10 protein-coding genes and 2 pseudogenes are annotated in these 15,550 nt (G+C 61.9%); 6 read left to right on the top strand and 6 right to left on the bottom strand.

The window, feature by feature from the left end; all coding sequences use genetic code 11:
• Window positions 1–186: 186 nt before the first annotated feature.
• The 3 genes and pseudogenes from QZY48_RS02880 to QZY48_RS02870 all read left to right on the top strand — a co-directional run.
• Window positions 187–1,275: pseudogene (locus tag QZY48_RS02880) on the top strand (DEAD/DEAH box helicase); the annotation flags it as partial.
• Between the two features lie 324 nt (window positions 1,276–1,599).
• Window positions 1,600–2,088: pseudogene (locus tag QZY48_RS02875) on the top strand (helicase-related protein); the annotation flags it as partial.
• Between the two features lie 1,384 nt (window positions 2,089–3,472).
• Window positions 3,473–4,444, top strand: a complete 972-nt coding sequence (locus QZY48_RS02870) for a hypothetical protein (RefSeq protein WP_295427448.1) — start codon at window positions 3,473–3,475, stop codon at window positions 4,442–4,444.
• A 47-nt stretch (window positions 4,445–4,491) separates the two neighbouring features.
• Here QZY48_RS02870 and QZY48_RS02865 read toward each other — a convergent pair whose 3' ends face one another.
• The 5 genes from QZY48_RS02865 to QZY48_RS02845 form a co-directional block, all read right to left on the bottom strand.
• On the bottom strand, window positions 4,492–5,097 hold the full coding sequence (locus QZY48_RS02865; RefSeq protein WP_295427445.1) for a hypothetical protein: 606 nt from the start codon (window positions 5,095–5,097) through the stop codon (window positions 4,492–4,494).
• A gap of 18 nt (window positions 5,098–5,115) precedes the next feature.
• Window positions 5,116–5,400, bottom strand: a complete 285-nt coding sequence (locus QZY48_RS02860; protein WP_295427442.1) for a hypothetical protein — start codon at window positions 5,398–5,400, stop codon at window positions 5,116–5,118.
• Window positions 5,393–6,457, bottom strand: coding sequence for a hypothetical protein (locus QZY48_RS02855; RefSeq protein ID WP_295427439.1), 1,065 nt, complete (start codon window positions 6,455–6,457; stop codon window positions 5,393–5,395). The genes QZY48_RS02860 and QZY48_RS02855 overlap by 8 nt, the downstream gene beginning before the upstream one ends.
• A gap of 695 nt (window positions 6,458–7,152) precedes the next feature.
• Window positions 7,153–8,244 carry a redox-regulated ATPase YchF gene (gene ychF, locus QZY48_RS02850; protein ID WP_295427437.1) on the bottom strand — a complete coding sequence of 364 codons (1,092 nt, stop codon included), beginning with the start codon at window positions 8,242–8,244 and terminating at the stop codon, window positions 7,153–7,155.
• A gap of 46 nt (window positions 8,245–8,290) precedes the next feature.
• A complete protein-coding gene (locus QZY48_RS02845) occupies window positions 8,291–9,802 on the bottom strand; it encodes a mannose-1-phosphate guanylyltransferase/mannose-6-phosphate isomerase (RefSeq protein ID WP_295427435.1) in 1,512 nt (503 codons plus the stop codon).
• A 241-nt stretch (window positions 9,803–10,043) separates the two neighbouring features.
• Here QZY48_RS02845 and QZY48_RS02840 point away from each other — a divergent pair, with 241 nt between their 5' ends.
• Window positions 10,044–10,664, top strand: coding sequence for an Hpt domain-containing protein (locus QZY48_RS02840; RefSeq protein WP_295427432.1), 621 nt, complete (start codon window positions 10,044–10,046; stop codon window positions 10,662–10,664).
• Complete coding sequence (locus QZY48_RS02835) at window positions 10,664–11,065, top strand: diguanylate cyclase (protein ID WP_295427428.1); 402 nt, start codon at window positions 10,664–10,666, stop codon at window positions 11,063–11,065. Before QZY48_RS02840 ends, QZY48_RS02835 begins: the two co-directional genes overlap by 1 nt.
• A gap of 401 nt (window positions 11,066–11,466) precedes the next feature.
• Here the strand turns inward: QZY48_RS02835 and QZY48_RS02830 are convergent, their stop codons facing one another.
• Window positions 11,467–13,908, bottom strand: coding sequence for a glycogen/starch/alpha-glucan phosphorylase (locus QZY48_RS02830; protein WP_295427450.1), 2,442 nt, complete (start codon window positions 13,906–13,908; stop codon window positions 11,467–11,469).
• 288 nt (window positions 13,909–14,196) lie between these two features.
• On the opposite strand from QZY48_RS02830, the gene gatB reads away from it, so the two are divergent.
• The coding region (gene gatB, locus QZY48_RS02825) for an Asp-tRNA(Asn)/Glu-tRNA(Gln) amidotransferase subunit GatB (RefSeq protein WP_295427425.1) at window positions 14,197–15,550 on the top strand (1,354 nt) is incomplete at its 3' end.

Below are 15,550 nucleotides of genomic sequence, written 5' to 3'. Positions count from 1 at the left end.
CTGCTCGCCAGCGTGATTGAAACCTGTCGCCAGCGCGGCCAGGTGCCGTGGCCCTATCTGGCCGGCGTGATCGCTGAGCGCCGCGCCGGTCGCGCGGCCGCTCCGCTGCCGGCTCCAATGCCGGGTCTCTGAACGGCTACCGCCAAGGAAGGATGGACCGTCATCCGATATTCCTACGGTCAGGTGATGGAGACCACCGATGCGACGCTTCAAGAATTATACGGCTTCTTGCAAGACGAACCCCAGATGCGCGGCCTCTTGGCTATCGACAGCCCACCGGACAACCCGTATCTTCCCGGCTTCGAGCCATCCGAAACAGGGCAGAACCTCGTGCATCTGGTCAACGACTTCCACCGAGTACAGGACCACTTCACGGATCTGATGCTCAGGGAGATGCCCGAAAGCAGCCCGATCATTCTCTCGGATTGCTTCGGTCTGACGTTTCCCTTCGTGGCGATGGCTGTCAGCGCCCTGTTTGACTTTCTGACAGCGGTCGCTGAGGTCGTTGACATCGGCTTCGATCTACCAAGAGTCACCGTCCGCGGAGTCCGCCCCCCGCGCAATTGGGGCATCTGTCTGCATCCTTATGTCTCAGTGTTGGATGGCACCGACGCTGCCGGGGTGGCGCTTGATGGTCCGACCGTGCAGCGCTCCGCGCACAAGTTACCGGCCCCGCCGTCCACCGCGGGGCACATCAAGTTTCGAGCTAATCTTTCAGTCGACTACGATATTCACAAGCGGCTACTCTATTTCACAGATAACCTGTTTGGGTATCCAAACGGCACTCAGGATTTCCAAGATAGAGTGCTCCAGCGCGTTTTTAACGGCAGCGATGTATTAGGGATTGCGGCAACCGGCAGCGGAAAATCCTTTTGCTTCTGGCTTCCAGCATTACTGAAACCGGGTCTCACCCTTATCATTGCTCCATTGCGCTCGCTCATGCGCGACCAGCGTCTCACACTCCTGAATTACGGTATCGCCTCGGCGGAGTTTATCAATTCAGATATAAACGCAATGTCCCAGCGCCGGATTCTGGAAGAAATCAAGCTAGGCTACGTCCGACTTCTCTACGTTTCTCCCGAACGGCTTCGCATCAAGAAGTTTCTTGATGAACTCACCCGGCTACAGGAATTCGTGCCCATCAACTTCCTTGCAATCGATGAGGCACACTGTATTTCGGAATGGGGCCACGATTTCCGCCCTTCCTATCTTAAACTTCCTTACTTACACAAGACCCTCACCGCCAAACTCATCGCTCTGACTGCCACTGCGGGCCAACAAGTCGAAGCCGACATACTGGGGATCTTGAATTTGAGCAAGGACCAGTTGGAACGTGCTCGGCACCTTGACCGCGAGCGGTTCAGCTTTCAAGTCGCAGCCAAAGACGGCCCAACAAAAACGCAAGCATTTCACGAGATTCTTACTAAGGACTTACCGGTGGCACTTGGACATGGACAAGGACAGGAACGCTTGCGCGAGCTTCTGGCAAATAAAAACCGCCACGGGGAAAAAGCACTCGGTATCATCTTCTGCATTTATGCAGATCCACACGGGAAGCATTCAATATTGGATGGCACCGCGCACTATCTATTTGAAACGATGACAATCTTGGAACCAGGGGCACTATTTGAGGGGCGGGGCAAGAAGAAATTCCGCCTAGATGCCTTTTCAACCGGAAAGGTAAGGGCGTTTTCAAGCAAGCCGCCGACACTCTGCCACGAGTGTCACTCTTACGCTTACACAAGCAAGGCGGGTCTTGCGGCTGAGCCGGATGAGCTTTCTGATGACGACGGGGCGGACCCCGTGCGCTTTTCCAATCAAAGAAGCAAAGGCAAAGTCGCGGGGGTAAAGGTTTGCTCTCACTGCAAACGTGAGTTCGATGCCGAAAAAGCTATCACACCGCCGGGCTGGGAAGAATCGCTCAAGTCAAACCAGGTTGACTTCAAGAAAGGCGGGTTTGACATCTTGGTGGCGACCAAGGGATTCGGGATGGGTATTGACAAGGGCAGCGTCCGTTTCGTTGTCCATACCTCATTGTCTTCCGGCTTGGAATCCTGGTATCAGGAAGTTGGTCGCGCGGGCCGCGACAACGAACGTGCCCACATCGTCCTGCTGTGCGAACCACCCCACCCTGATTGCAGTAGGAAACTCTTTGACTTTGACCGTAAATCACAAAATGTCCCTCGACCCGATTGCAATTACAGAGCTGGATGCTCGTTTGGCAAACCCAACCTGTGCGACTACGGGAAGCAGCACATGTTCATCAGCAGTAGCTATCCCGGTGCGGAAGCTGATGCCATGAGTGCTCTAGGTGTACTTGACAAGCTTGTCGCTTCTTGGATAGACCGGCAGGAGGATTCTGTCGGCGTCTATGCGTCGCACGCGCATGTTTCGCGCAAAGAAATCGCATTGTATCGATTGATGGTTCTCGGACTCATAACCGACTACGTCATTACTTATGGGCGAACGCCAAGATTCGACGTTTCTCTTGTAGGTGCCGAACTGACCGATAAAGCTTCTCTTTCCAGGCTGGAAGGGAAGTTTTCGGCTCGGCTTGCCGACTACTTTGCCAATATTTCTGGCAGCCGCCAGGAATCGATGTCTCAGCGGATGGCGCGCTGTCGACAGGATTACCGGCCGCTGGAATCCTTCGCGCAAAAACTTGATGCATTTCAGGCATATGGCCAGGCGCCGGCTCTGTTCCATTCTGTTTATGAGCATCTGCTATTGCTTCTGGACCACACCTACAGCACAGTGCTCAAGATGCGTTACACCATGCTTCAGAACTTGTTGAGTGTTGTGGCGGATGGAAAATGCCGCCGAATAAATATGCTCTCGCATTTGGGCGACGAAAGTTTTCTTAAGCCTGCTGAGTCGTATCGGTGCGGCATGTGTGACATCTGCGCGCCAGACCTCGTATTTCCCGAACAGCGCATGGAGCCGGCTATATCTAGCCCCACGGAGAAGGACAGACAAATGGAAAATGCACTTGCCGAGGATATTTTTGACTTGGAGATGCTTCGCGGAATCGTCGATTGTTTCAGGGATTATCCAACTGCAACATATCGCCGGGCACGAAGTATTCTGGAAGGAAACCCGAACAATATGGTTGCGCTCTACCTATCTCGTGAATTCTCCCCGTCAGCGGAGTTAGTTGGCAATGCGAAGCGCTTATTGCTTTCGGCTAATCAGCGACGCTTACCTCTTCCCGACATCGCAGATCTTTATCATACCTCGCCCAAGAACTTGGAATCTGAACTCTTGCTTCTCCTGAATGACCCTGGCAGTGCATGTGACTCCATCGAGGGGTGGCGGTTTCTTGCCGACGAAGCCGCAAGACCAGAACACCGCCAAAGCGGGGAGGTGCGCATGATGGGTGAGTGCCTTGAGTTCTTTCATTTCGTCGAATCCGCCGCTGCGCAGGAGAGTTATTCTCTGAAGGATAAGGCGCGGCGCCTGGCGGAGGCATTCCGTGCCTGAGATTACAAGCGTTGATGCCATCCGCGCGAAACTGCGCGAGTTCGGTGAGCGCGTTGAGGGTGCGATCACGGCAGCCGACAGTATTGTTGGAGCTAGGTCGGATGCCGACAAGCTGCTCAAGCAACTCAAGAGCGATTGCACAAAGGGAAAGAAGTATCTGGGAGACCTGGAAAAGACCCGCCTTGCACTCCAGCAACTACAAGGCGACTGGAACGAACTGAAGAAGCAGATTGAGGACTCACAAGCTGAATCAGAGCGGAGTTGGGACCTTCTGCTGAGCGATATGGAATCCGCACTTCAGACGCTCGGCAAGAAACTGGCAGAGGCGGAGGCACGAATTCGCGGGGCTAGCGAGGCGGTAATTGCCGAACAAGCGGAGTTACTCAAGCGGCTTGCCGCTGAGACAGCCAGGAACGCTGACCGTGCGGAGCAAGCAAGGGCCAAAGCGGTCGAACGTGCCGAGAAACTGGAGCAACTTCTGGCGAGTGTTCGGGACGAGTTACGGAGCGAGATTCGCAACACTCTGTTGAATACGGAGAAAGCGCTTGGTGAGAAATTCCAGGCCGTTGCAAACGGCTTGAAAGAAGAGATGGCGCATGAACTGACCGAACACAGGCAAGGCGTTGACCGCCGACTCACCGATTTTCTCAACAAACAAAATGCCCTCGTTCAGAATCTCACCCAGCAAATCGACGGCTTCCAAAGGGCGTTCCAATCGCTCACCGACCAGTTCAAGCAAACGAAGGCTGAAGTCGATGCGGTTACTAAAGAACTTGAATCGTCAAAGCCTGAGCGGAGTCAAATACGGGCGCACTTGAAGGTGCTTAAACTCGACTTGGATGCCGAAGGGGTAGCCCGTGGGAGGCTTGGCGCAGCGCTGGACGCTATCACTGCGCGACTGGATGAAACGCGGAAAACATTAAAGCAAGTGCCGCTGGTGGGTAAGTGGTTGAAGAATTGGTGAGCCTAGGCTACCGAAATCGCGACCCTAATTGAAGGTCCGTTGCCCGTTCATGGGTCCAACCCTTTCCACCGATCATGATCTGTCTCAAGGAGGGCAACGATCCGCACCCAATGCTCCAGTTCGCGAAGGACATCAAGCTGCTGCTCGACCGCTTGGTGATTGGCGGAATCCGCGGGTTCGGGTGATCCACGACGGCAAATGCTGTCGCGAATGCTGACCGTCAGCTCTTCGATTTTGGCACGGGCTTGGCGGATAAGGTCCTCATGGTATGCAGCGCCTCGCATCAACTGCTCCAATGCCTCGGTGGCCGACACTGCATCGGCGCTCGATTCGAGCGCGTCTTGCTTTCTTGTCTGGGCGTTCACATACCGATCCAAGGTGTCGAATGCCTTCCCCATCCGCGTGGAGGAGAAAGTGTCGTCAAATGTCCGCCGGCTATGGGCGGTATCGGCCCAGATCTTGAACAAAAAGCCCTTTACGTCGTCCTCTTTGGCAATCTCCCGGAGACACGCAAATACCCCGAGAAAATAGGCGCGCTCCAACATGACAGATTTCGTAATCCACCGAATATCATCTTTAAGCGTCTTGCGTGCTGAAGCGATCAAGGCGTCCACTGCCTCTGTTGTAATCTTGCGTGGTCTCTTCTCAGCCATCGGTTGCTAGCGATCTCACTATAGTTTGCCCGCCTTTTTCAAGATATCTTCATAGTCGTTTCTGCCCAAAGGGCATTCAATCAATTTGAGAAATTGCGGGCGAGTCAGGGCGCACTGCTGAGCCATGCGCGCGAGCAAGGATTCGTCGATGTCGAAGCCGCGTCCGTGACTGGTCTTGGTCTTGGCCAAAGCCTTCTTGCCATCCTGCGCCACATAGACGAAATAATTGTGGTCGCCCCCTGGTGCTTTCTGGAAACCCTTGTTGAGCAATCCGGCTTCGACATCCCGCTTGTCTTTAGGCATTCGCCGTTTCCTCCCAATCGGCCAGAAGTTGCCGCTTGACCCGTTGCGCGGGTTCAGAAAGCGCGTCGTCCGGCTCGCGGGCGTATTCCAGCCACAACATAAGCATCTGTTCCTTCAGTTCCGTGAAGAGCTGGGCGCGGGTCGTGGCAAACACATCGAGACTCCAGGGCTTATGTTCCAGGCAAAGATGCTGCTCATCTTCGGTCAGTGACGGCAAGACGCTGAACGCGCCGCGGGGCCGCAGGCGAAAATCGTGGCCTTCGATCTCGCCCAACACGAAAGGCGATAGGTCAAGCTCTCGAATCTGTTCGACTTCATCGATCCGGTCGGGGTGACCATCATCACCCAGCAGCACGCGGCCAGCGACCTGGATCAAAGCCCGCCGATTCTCCAACAGCATGGGCTCGATGTCTTCGTCGTAATAGCACTTCAGCGCGCGGGTCTTGGGCCGGTAGATAATCGTCAGCATATGTTCGCCGAACGAAATGGCGTCCAGCCGCCCGGTGACGGTGCGGACTTCGGCGCGCTCTTCGGGCGTGGTCAGCCAATCGTCGATGCGGGCAGGCAGCGTTTCGACCAAGGACACGCCTGGTCCCGTGGCGGGGGCCAGTTCATACCGGTAGCCGCTGCCGGGCGGCGGGCAGAGTGCGGACAGGCAGGACAGCATCCGATGGCGCAGGTGGCTATCGGGCACCAGGGCGCGAATCTGGTCCTCCTGAGCCGCCACGACGGCATGGCAGAAAGAGTGCATTTGCCCCACGACGCGGCGGGCCTGTTCCGGCTCGAATAAATCGGTCCCCCGGCCCGCTACGCGCCCGGTTATCTCGAAGCTGCCGATCTTGGGGGGGCTGAGGTTCAGCGCATACTTGCGCTTAAGTTCCTCGGATAACCGCAGGCGTTGCCGCACCGTGCGCCCTTCCTCTTGCAGGGCAAATAGATGCACCAGTTCCTGTAGCTTGCTGAAGGCTTGCAGCAACAGGGAGACCGGGACTTCCGATCCTCCGCCGGCCGGATGAACCTTGAAGGCGATCTGGTCTAAGTCGGGCACATTCGACATGGGCGGTCTACCTTTTCCCGCGTGATGGGTGACGGCTCCTAACCGGGCGCGCCACGGTCGCTGAGCAATACGCCGATGATGATGCTCGTTTGCAGTATCCCCGCACCAATGACCCAGCGGGTCAGGTCCGCCTTTGCTTCGGCAATCCGGACCTCAAGGCGCAGTTCGGTTTCTCGTAAGGCGTGCTGTAAGTTGCTCTCATGTCCGGCAACTTCGGCGTTGGTTGCCGGGTCCGCTTCAACCTGGGCCGTCTTGAAGGCTTCGGCGATGGCCTCGGCCTAGGCTGTTCAATCTGAGCCACTTCATGCAGTTTTTCGTACCCTGTCTTCCGGTGGGCGCGAAGGAGCGTAACACATTGATTATAAATTGCGTTTATGCCCTCACGACACGACGGAAAACGCATGCGGTCGGTGCGGCTACAACCAGGCGAGCAAAAAACATTCCGGACGGGGCGAATGCCCCGTCCGGCATAAGCGCCCGTTCCTCTCCCGTCGTCCCGTGCCTGCTCAGTACATCCGGTATCCCCGACGCCTGATCGGTCACTGCCGACGGGTGGACGAGCGCAGCGCAGTCCACCAGCAGTGGTGCGGGATTCGGTGGACTGCGCTATCGCTTGTCCATCCTACACACGAATATGTTCAATGTTTAGCGGCGCACCCGCGAACCCTGAGGCACACAACACCGCCGCCGCGCCGCTAAACATTGAAGCGAAAGTGGATGATGTCTCCGTCCTTCACCACATACTCCTTGCCCTCGGAACGCAGTTTGCCGGCCTCCTTGGCCCCCTGCTCACCCTTGCAGGCGACGAAGTCGGCGTAGGCGATGACCTCGGCACGGATGAAGCCGCGCTCGAAGTCGGAGTGGATGACCCCGGCCGCCTGGGGCGCCCGCGAGCGGGCGGGGATGGTCCAGGCGCGGACCTCCTTGGGCCCGGCGGTGAAATAGGTCTCCAGCCCCAGCAGCTCGTAACCGGCCCGCACCACCCGGTTCAGGCCCGGCTCGTCCAGCCCCAGTTCGGCCAGGAACTCGCCGCGCTCATCGTCCGGCAGTTCCACGATCTCGGCCTCGATGGCGGCGCACACCGGGACCACCAGGGCGCCCTCCGCGCGCGCGTGCTCGCGCACGGCGTCCAGCAGGGGGTTGGCGGTGAAGCCGTCCTCGGCGACGTTGGCGATGTACATGGCGGGCTTGTTGGTCAGCAGGAAGAGGTCGCGCAGTTCGGCGCGCTCCTCGTCGCTCAGGGCCAGGGTGCGCACCGGGCGCGCCTGGTCGAGTTGCACGCGCACCCGCTCCAGCAGGTCGCGGCGCACCGCGGCCTTCTTGTCCCCGACCTTGGCGGCCCGGCCGGCGCGGTCCAGGGCCTTCTCCACCGATTCGAGGTCCGCCAGGGCCAGTTCGGTGTCGATGATCTCGATATCGCGCAGTGGGTCGACGCCGCCGGAGACGTGGATCACGTCGTCGTTCTCGAAGCAGCGCACCACATGCGCGATGGCGTCGGTCTCGCGGATGTTGGCGAGGAACTTGTTGCCCAGTCCCTCACCCTTGGAGGCCCCGGCCACCAGTCCGGCAATGTCCACGAATTGCATGGTGGTCGGGAGAATGGCCTGGGGCTTGGCGATGGCGGCGATGACGTCGAGCCGCGGGTCGGGCAGCAGGACGACCCCCACGTTGGGGTCGATGGTGCAGAAGGGGTAGTTCGCGGCCGCGATGGCGGCCTTGGTCAGGGCATTGAACAGCGTGGACTTGCCCACGTTGGGCAGGCCCACGATCCCGCATTTGAATCCCATGGTGAGGTCCCGGGGCGCAAAACCGTCCATGGTACAGCAGCGGCGCTCAACTGTCCTTGCTGCCCCGCGCGTAGACATCCTCGAAGCGGACGATGTCGTCCTCGCCCAGGTAGCTGCCGGACTGGACCTCGATGATCTCCAGCGGGATGGTCCCCGGGTTCTCCAGCCGGTGGGTACTGCCGACCGGGATGTAGGTCGACTGGTTCTCGGTGATCAGGAAGGACTTGTCGTCACAGGTCACGCGGGCGGTGCCGGAGACCACGACCCAGTGCTCGGCCCGATGGTGGTGCATCTGCAGCGACAGGGACTCACCGGGTTTCACGGACAGGCGTTTGACCTGATAGCGTCCGCCATGCCCGATGGACTCGTAGGCGCCCCAGGGGCGATGCACCCGCTGGTGGTGGCGGAACTCGTGGCGCCCCGCGTGCTCCAGGAATTGCGTGACGACTTTGACATCCTGGGCGCGGTCCTTTTTCACCACCAGCACCGCGTCCGGGGTCTCGACGACGATCAGATCGTCCACCCCCACCACGGCTACCATCCGATGGCGGGCGATCAGCAGGTTGTTGTTGGCGTCATGGACGAAGGCATCGCCGTCGAGCACGTTTCCGGAGGCGTCCTGCGCCCGGACCTCCCACAGGGCGGACCAGGCGCCCACGTCGGACCAGCCGGCGTCCAGGGGGATGACGATGGTCGGGGGGGCCTCGCTGCGGGCCTCGCCGGCGATATGTTCCATCACCGCATAGTCGATCGAGTCGCTGGGGCAAGCGGCGAAGGCGGCGGCATCGAGGCCGAAGAACTGCCCGGCCTCGCGCCCGGCCGTAAAGGCGTGGGTCGCGGCCTGGGCGATGTCGGGGCGCAGACGCTCGATCAGGCTCAGCCACAGGGACGCCTTGAGGACGAAGATGCCGCTGTTCCACAGATACCGGCCGTCGGCGAGATAGCCCTGGGCCGTTTCCAGATCGGGCTTCTCGACGAAGGCGCTGAGGCGGTAGGCGTGGCCGCCCAACCCCTCGATCGGACCCTCACCGCGGGCCTCGCCGGCATAGGGCTCGCCTTGACGGATGTACCCGTAGCCCACCTCGGGCTTGCTGGGGACTATTCCAAAGGTCACCACCGCGCCCTGGTCGGCCAGGGTGACGCCATCGGCCACGGCGGCGCGAAAGGCCGGTTCATTGCGGATCATATGGTCCGCCGGCATGACCAGCAGGACCGGGTCCAGGCCGCCCCGGAGCGCCGCCAGGGCCGCGACGGTAAGCGCCGGGGCGGTGTTGCGGCCCTTGGGCTCCAGGATGATGGCGCCCGGGTGGCGCCCCAGGACGCGGAACTGCTCGGCGACCAGAAACCGGTGGGCCTCGTTGCACACCACCAGCGGCTCAAGCAGGCCGATGGCATGGCGTGGGTGCTCCTGGTCCAGCCCGTCCAGGCGCCGGACCGTCTCCTGGAGCATGGTGTGCTCACTGGTCAGGGGCAGGAATTGCTTCGGATAGGCCTCCCGCGACAGGGGCCACAGGCGGGTGCCGGAACCGCCGGAGAGGATGACGGGTTGCAGGAGCATGGTCGCGATCTTCCTGGGCAGGTGCCCGCGGGACTGGGCCGCTGATTACAGCAACCGCGACCGCACCGCGTCAACCTCTGGTAGGATCGCAGCGCCGTGGGGATAATTGGCGCTTGCGCGTGCCGCCGGGGTGATCGGCCGCCCCGAGAACCGGCCAACCGCCGCGGCAGCAGGCCCCGCCAGGCCGCCCGGCCACACCCGCCGGCCCACCCGACCCGTCACACAAGAGGTACCCGCACCGATGGACCTATCCCCAGGCGATCAACCCCCGTCCATCCCCGGGATCGACAGTGCTGAACTCTTGGAGCGCGTCGGCGAAGACCTGGACCTGTTCTGGGAGGTCTTAAGCGAGTTCAGCGACTCCTACCGCGACACCCCGGCCCAGCTCGCCGCGGCCCTGGACCAAGACCCCGCCGCCGCCCGGCAGTTGGCCCACACCCTAAAAGGGGTCCTGGGTAACCTGGCGGCCACCGAGTTGTTCGTGGCCTGCGCCGCGCTGCACGAGGCGATCCGCGAGAACCACCCGGAACGTTACCCGGCTCTGCTCGCGACCCTGATCCAGGGCATCCCGGCCCTGTGCGATGCCATCGCCGGGGCCCGCACGGCCACGGCGCCGGACGCGCCCGACCCCGGGGCCGGCGTGGATCAGGACTGGCTGGAGGAACGCTACGCGGCGCTACGGCTCGCCCTTGAGGGGCACCGGGCGCGCGACTGCAAGACTCTGGCCGAGGAGCTGGCCGCCGCCGGCCTCCCCGCCGCGGACCGGCCCTTCTTCGATGAACTGCATGCCCTGATCCGCACCTATCGCTTCAAGGAGGCCCAGACCCTGCTCGAACACTACCTTGCTCAAAAGACAGCTTGATGCTTGACCCCAGACCCAAGGTCCTGGTGGTCGAAGACAGCAGGACCAACGTCGGCATCCTCGTGGGCCTGCTCCAGGACTATGACGTGATGGTCGCCCTGGACGGGTGGCGGACGCCCTGCGCGACCAGACCGACGGCCGCGACCTATGCGCGCGGGTCGGCGGCGAGGAGTTCGCCCTGTTGCTCGCCGTGGCCGACGACAGCCAGGGAGCGCCTGTGTCGATACCTGGCGGGCGTCGTCCTCGACACCCCGCGCGGCCCCCTGTCGGTTACCGTCAGCATCGGCGTATCCGCCCTGACGGCCGATTGCGACAGCCTGGACGCGCTGCTGGCCCAGGCCGATGACCGCCTCTACACCGCCAAACGCGGCGGGCGCAACCGGGTCTGTGTCGGCGCGTAAAGGAGCAGGGGCGTCCCGCCCCAGCGATCGTCGTTGTCGTTATCGTTGTCGTTGTCGTAATCGAAAAAGCGATACACTTTGGGATGCGAGAGAATCCGGGGCGCGACGATCGCCTCGATTACGACAACGACAACGCCGTTCCTAATCGCCTTTCAGTCGGCCTCTCGGACCCGGATTGGTTCTCGGGCTTGCTGCATGCGGCGGCCTTGATCGCCGTTCCGGCCACCGGAGGTCGAGGCTTTAGCCGGTCCGGCGTGCCGACACCACTGATTTCTCTTGGATATGTCAGCAGCCGCCACCGGCTAAAGCCTCGACCTCCGGTTGCGGACGGACCGCTGTTGGCCGCAACGATGATCAAGGCCCTTGCGGCAATGACGCCGGGGCGGGACGCCCCGGCTCCTCTAGCGCACCGGCGCCGGCGGCACCGGCTCCATGTGCCAGATGTCACGGTTGTACTCCCCAATGGTACGGTCGGAGGAGAAGTGCCCGCTATGGGCAGTGTTGAGGATACTCATGCGCAACCAGCGCTCGCGATTACGGTAGGCCGCCGCGGCGCGTTCCTGGGCATCGACATAGGCGCGGAAATCGGCCGCCGTCATCCAGGGGTCGTAGGGGTTGCGGATGCTGTTGATGACGGCGTCGAAGATCCCGCCCTCGAACTGATTGAAGTGGGCCGCATCCAGCAGGTTCATCACCTCCAGCAGCGCCGGGTCATGGGCGATGATGCTGTTGGGGTCATAGCCGTGCCGACGGTATTCCACCTCGGCCGCGGTGAGGCCGAACAGGAAGAAATTCTCATCGCCGACCTGTTCCCGGATCTCGATGTTGGCCCCATCCAGGGTGCCGATGGTGACGGCCCCGTTCATCATGAACTTCATGTTGCCGGTGCCGGACGCCTCCTTGCCGGCGGTGGAGATCTGCTCCGACAGATCCGTCCCGGGGGCGATCACCTCCATCAGTGAGACCCGATAGTCGGGGATGAAGGCGACCCGCAACTTCCCCTCGGTGGCCGGATCACGATTGACCACCGCGGCCACGTTGTTGATCAACTTGATGATCTGCTTGGCCATGTAATAGCCGGGGGCGGCCTTGCCGCCGAACAGCACGCACCGCGGGGTCCAGTTCTGCGTATCGCCGTGCTTGATGCGGTTATACAGGTGGATCACATGCAGGATATTCAGCAATTGGCGCTTGTACTCGTGGATGCGCTTGACCTGGACGTCGAACATCGCGTCCAGCGGAAAGTCCACATGGCACAGTTGCTCGACGGTCTGCGCCAGCCGCGCCTTGTTCGCCTGCTTGATCTCATGCCAGCGCGCCCGGAACGCGGCATTCTCGGCATAGGGGGCCAGCCCTCCCAGCCGGTCCAGGTCACGCACCCAGCCGTCATTGATGGTCTCGTCCAACAGCGCCCGCAACCCGGGGTTGCACAGCGCGAGCCAACGCCGCGGCGTGACCCCGTTGGTCTTGTTGTTGAACTTGCCGGGCCACAGCTCATAGAAGTCCTTGAACAGCCCCTCGACCAGGAGCCGGGAGTGCAGGGCCGCGACACCGTTGACCGAGATGCTGCCGACGATGGCCAGATACGCCATCCGCACCTGTTTGACATCGCCTTCCTCGATCAATGACATGCGCCGCTGGCGCTCGCTGTCGCCGGGCCAGCGGCTGGCCACCTCGGCGAGGAAGAGGGCATTGATCTTATAGATGATCTCCAGCGGCCGGGGCAGCAGTTGCTCGAACAACCAGACCGGCCAGCGCTCCAGGGCCTCGGGCAACAGGGTGTGATTGGTGTAGGCCATGGTCTTGCCGGTGATGGCCCAGGCGGCCTCCCAGTCCAGCCCGTGATCGTCCATCAGTTGGCGCATCAGCTCCGCCACCGAGACGGCCGGATGGGTGTCGTTCAACTGAAAACAGTTCTTCGCCGCGAACTCTTTGAAGTCTTTGCCGTTGAGCCGGACCCACTCGCGCAGCACGTCCTTGATGCTGGCGCTCGCCAGGAAAAACTGTTGCCGCAGGCGCAGTTCCTTACCGTTCTCGCTCGCGTCATTGGGGTAGAGCACCATGGTGATGTGCTCGGCCGCGTTCTTCTGGGCCACCGACTCGGGATAGCTGCCGGCATTGAATTCGCCCAGGTCGAACTCATCGGTGGCGGCCGCCTTCCACAGGCGCAAGGTATTGATGGTGTCGTTCTCATACCCCGGGATCGGGATGTCGTAGGGCACCGCCAGCACGTCGTGGGTATTCACCCAGCGCACCGCGGGGCGCCCGTCGTGATCCTTGTAGCGCTCGGTATGGCCGCCGAACTGGATACGCTGGGTATACTCGGGGCGGCGCAGCTCCCAGGGATTGTCGTCGCGCATCCAATGGTCCGGCTCCTCCAACTGGGCGCCGTCCTCGATCAACTGGCGGAACATGCCGTATTCATAGCGCAGGCCATAGCCCTTGACCGGCAGTTGCAGGGTGGCGCAGGAGTCCAGGAAGCAGGCGGCGAGCCGACCCAGGCCCCCGTTGCCGAGCCCGGCGTCCGGCTCGCAGGCGGCGAGTTCCTCCAGGTGCAGGCCCATCAGGCTGAGCCCCTCCTCGGTGACCGCGTCCACCCCGAGGTTCAAGAGCGCGTTGGACAGGGTGCGCCCCATCAGGAACTCCAGCGACAGGTAATGGGTGCGCTTGCAGTCCGCCTCGTCGTGGGCCTGGCGGGTGCGTTTCCAGCGCTCCATCAGACGATCGCGAAGCGTGTTCGCGAGCGCCTTGTAGGTGTAGTAGGCGGAGCGACAATCGCGGTCGCGGCCCAGGGTATGGGAGTAATAGCGGCGGAAATCCTCGGCGATCCCCGCGGTGTCCATCGCCAGGGGCGGGGTCGCGAAGAGTTGCTCGTTCGGCTCGCTGCGGCTCAGTTGGGTGTTGGCAGAGGTGGGCATCCGGTGATCCTGTGGTGGCCTTAAGACAAGGTGGAGTGGGTAAGTGGAAGCGAATTCTACAAGCAAATATTGCGCCGAGGTAAGGGGGCCTCGGCAGCGGCCAGGCCGCCAGGGCATTTCCGGTTGCCAAGGCATTTCCGGTTGCCAGGCCGCGCGACTGTGCAAGAATGGCGCGAAGTGTCCCCTCCCCCGCCCCCACAGGTAACACAGACGATGCAATGGGAAACCGTCATCGGTCTCGAGATCCACACCCAGCTCGCGACCCAGTCCAAGATCTTCTCGGGCTCGCCCACCCGCTTCGGGGCCGCGCCCAACACCCAGGCGTGCGCCGTCGACTTGGGCCTGCCCGGCGTGCTGCCGGTCGTCAACCGCGAGGCGGTGCGGCTCGCGGTACGCTTCGCCACCGCGATCGGCGCGGAACTGGCGCCGCGTTCCGTCTTCGCCCGCAAGAATTATTTCTATCCGGACCTGCCCAAGGGCTATCAGATCAGCCAGTACGAGGCCCCCATCGTCGGCGAGGGCCGGGTCGAGATCCTGCTCGCGGACGGCACGGTGCGCGAGATCGGGGTCACCCGGGCGCACCTGGAGGAGGACGCCGGCAAATCGCTGCACGAGGACTTCCACGGCTGCACCGGCATCGATCTCAACCGCGCCGGCACCCCGCTCCTGGAGATCGTCTCCGAGCCCGACCTGCGCTCCGCGGCCGAGGCCGTCGCCTACGCCAGGAAGATCCACCAGATCGTGCGCTGGAACGGGATCAGCGACGGCAACATGCAGGAGGGGTCCTTCCGGGTGGATGCCAATGTATCGGTGCGGCCAACTGGCCAGACCACCCTGGGCACCCGGGCCGAGATCAAGAACATCAACTCCTTCCGCTTCCTGGAGCGGGCGATCCAGTTCGAGGTGGAGCGCCAGATCGATCTTATCACGGCCGGCGGCCGGGTCATCCAGGAGACCCGCCTCTACGACCCCGACCGGGACGAGACCCGCACCATGCGCGTCAAGGAGGAGGCCAACGACTACCGCTACTTCCCGGACCCCGACCTGCTGCCGGTCCAACTCGACGACGCCTTCATCAAAGCCGCCACGGCCGACCTGCCCGAACAGCCGGACGCCATGCGCGAGCGCTTCCAGACGGACTATGGCCTCTGCGACTATGACGCCGACCTGCTGACCGCGGAGCGCGAACTGGCCGCCTACTTCGAGGCGGTGACCAGCGTGACCGGCGAGCCCAAACTCGCGGCCAACTGGATCGGCGGCGAACTGACCGCCGCGCTCAACAAATCCGGCCTGGAGATCGGCGCAAGCCCGTTATCGGCGCCCCAACTGGCCGGACTGATCCGCCGCATCCAGGACGGGACCATCTCCGGGAAGATCGCCAAACAGGTCTTCGAGGCCCTGTGGACCGGCGGCGGCGACGCCGACCAGGTGATTGCCGACCAGGGCCTCACCCAGATCACCGACAGCGGCGCCATCGCGTCACTGATCGACACCATCATCGCCGCCAACCCCGACCAGGTGGCCCAGTACCGCGCCGGCAAGGACAAGGTCTTCGGCTTCTTCGTCG

Origin of the sequence: uncultured Thiodictyon sp., assembly GCF_903828115.1 — a bacterium.
Taxonomy (GTDB): domain Bacteria; phylum Pseudomonadota; class Gammaproteobacteria; order Chromatiales; family Chromatiaceae; genus Thiodictyon.
Note: the sequence above shows the minus strand (reverse complement) of the source record. Positions and strands in the feature narration are given on the sequence as shown.

Excerpts from the sequence above, each read along its gene's own strand:
- ychF (WP_295427437.1), bottom strand. The coding sequence starts at position 8,244 with ATGGGATTCAAATGCGGGATCGTGGGCCTGCCCAACGTGGGCAAGTCC.
- QZY48_RS02865 (WP_295427445.1), bottom strand. The coding sequence starts at position 5,097 with ATGGCTGAGAAGAGACCACGCAAGATTACAACAGAGGCAGTGGACGCC.
- QZY48_RS02860 (WP_295427442.1), bottom strand. The coding sequence starts at position 5,400 with ATGCCTAAAGACAAGCGGGATGTCGAAGCCGGATTGCTCAACAAGGGT.
- QZY48_RS02855 (WP_295427439.1), bottom strand. The coding sequence starts at position 6,457 with ATGTCGAATGTGCCCGACTTAGACCAGATCGCCTTCAAGGTTCATCCG.
- QZY48_RS02830 (WP_295427450.1), bottom strand. The coding sequence starts at position 13,908 with ATGGACACCGCGGGGATCGCCGAGGATTTCCGCCGCTATTACTCCCAT.
- QZY48_RS02840 (WP_295427432.1), top strand. The coding sequence starts at position 10,044 with ATGGACCTATCCCCAGGCGATCAACCCCCGTCCATCCCCGGGATCGAC.
- QZY48_RS02845 (WP_295427435.1), bottom strand. The coding sequence starts at position 9,802 with ATGCTCCTGCAACCCGTCATCCTCTCCGGCGGTTCCGGCACCCGCCTG.
- QZY48_RS02835 (WP_295427428.1), top strand. The coding sequence starts at position 10,664 with ATGCTTGACCCCAGACCCAAGGTCCTGGTGGTCGAAGACAGCAGGACC.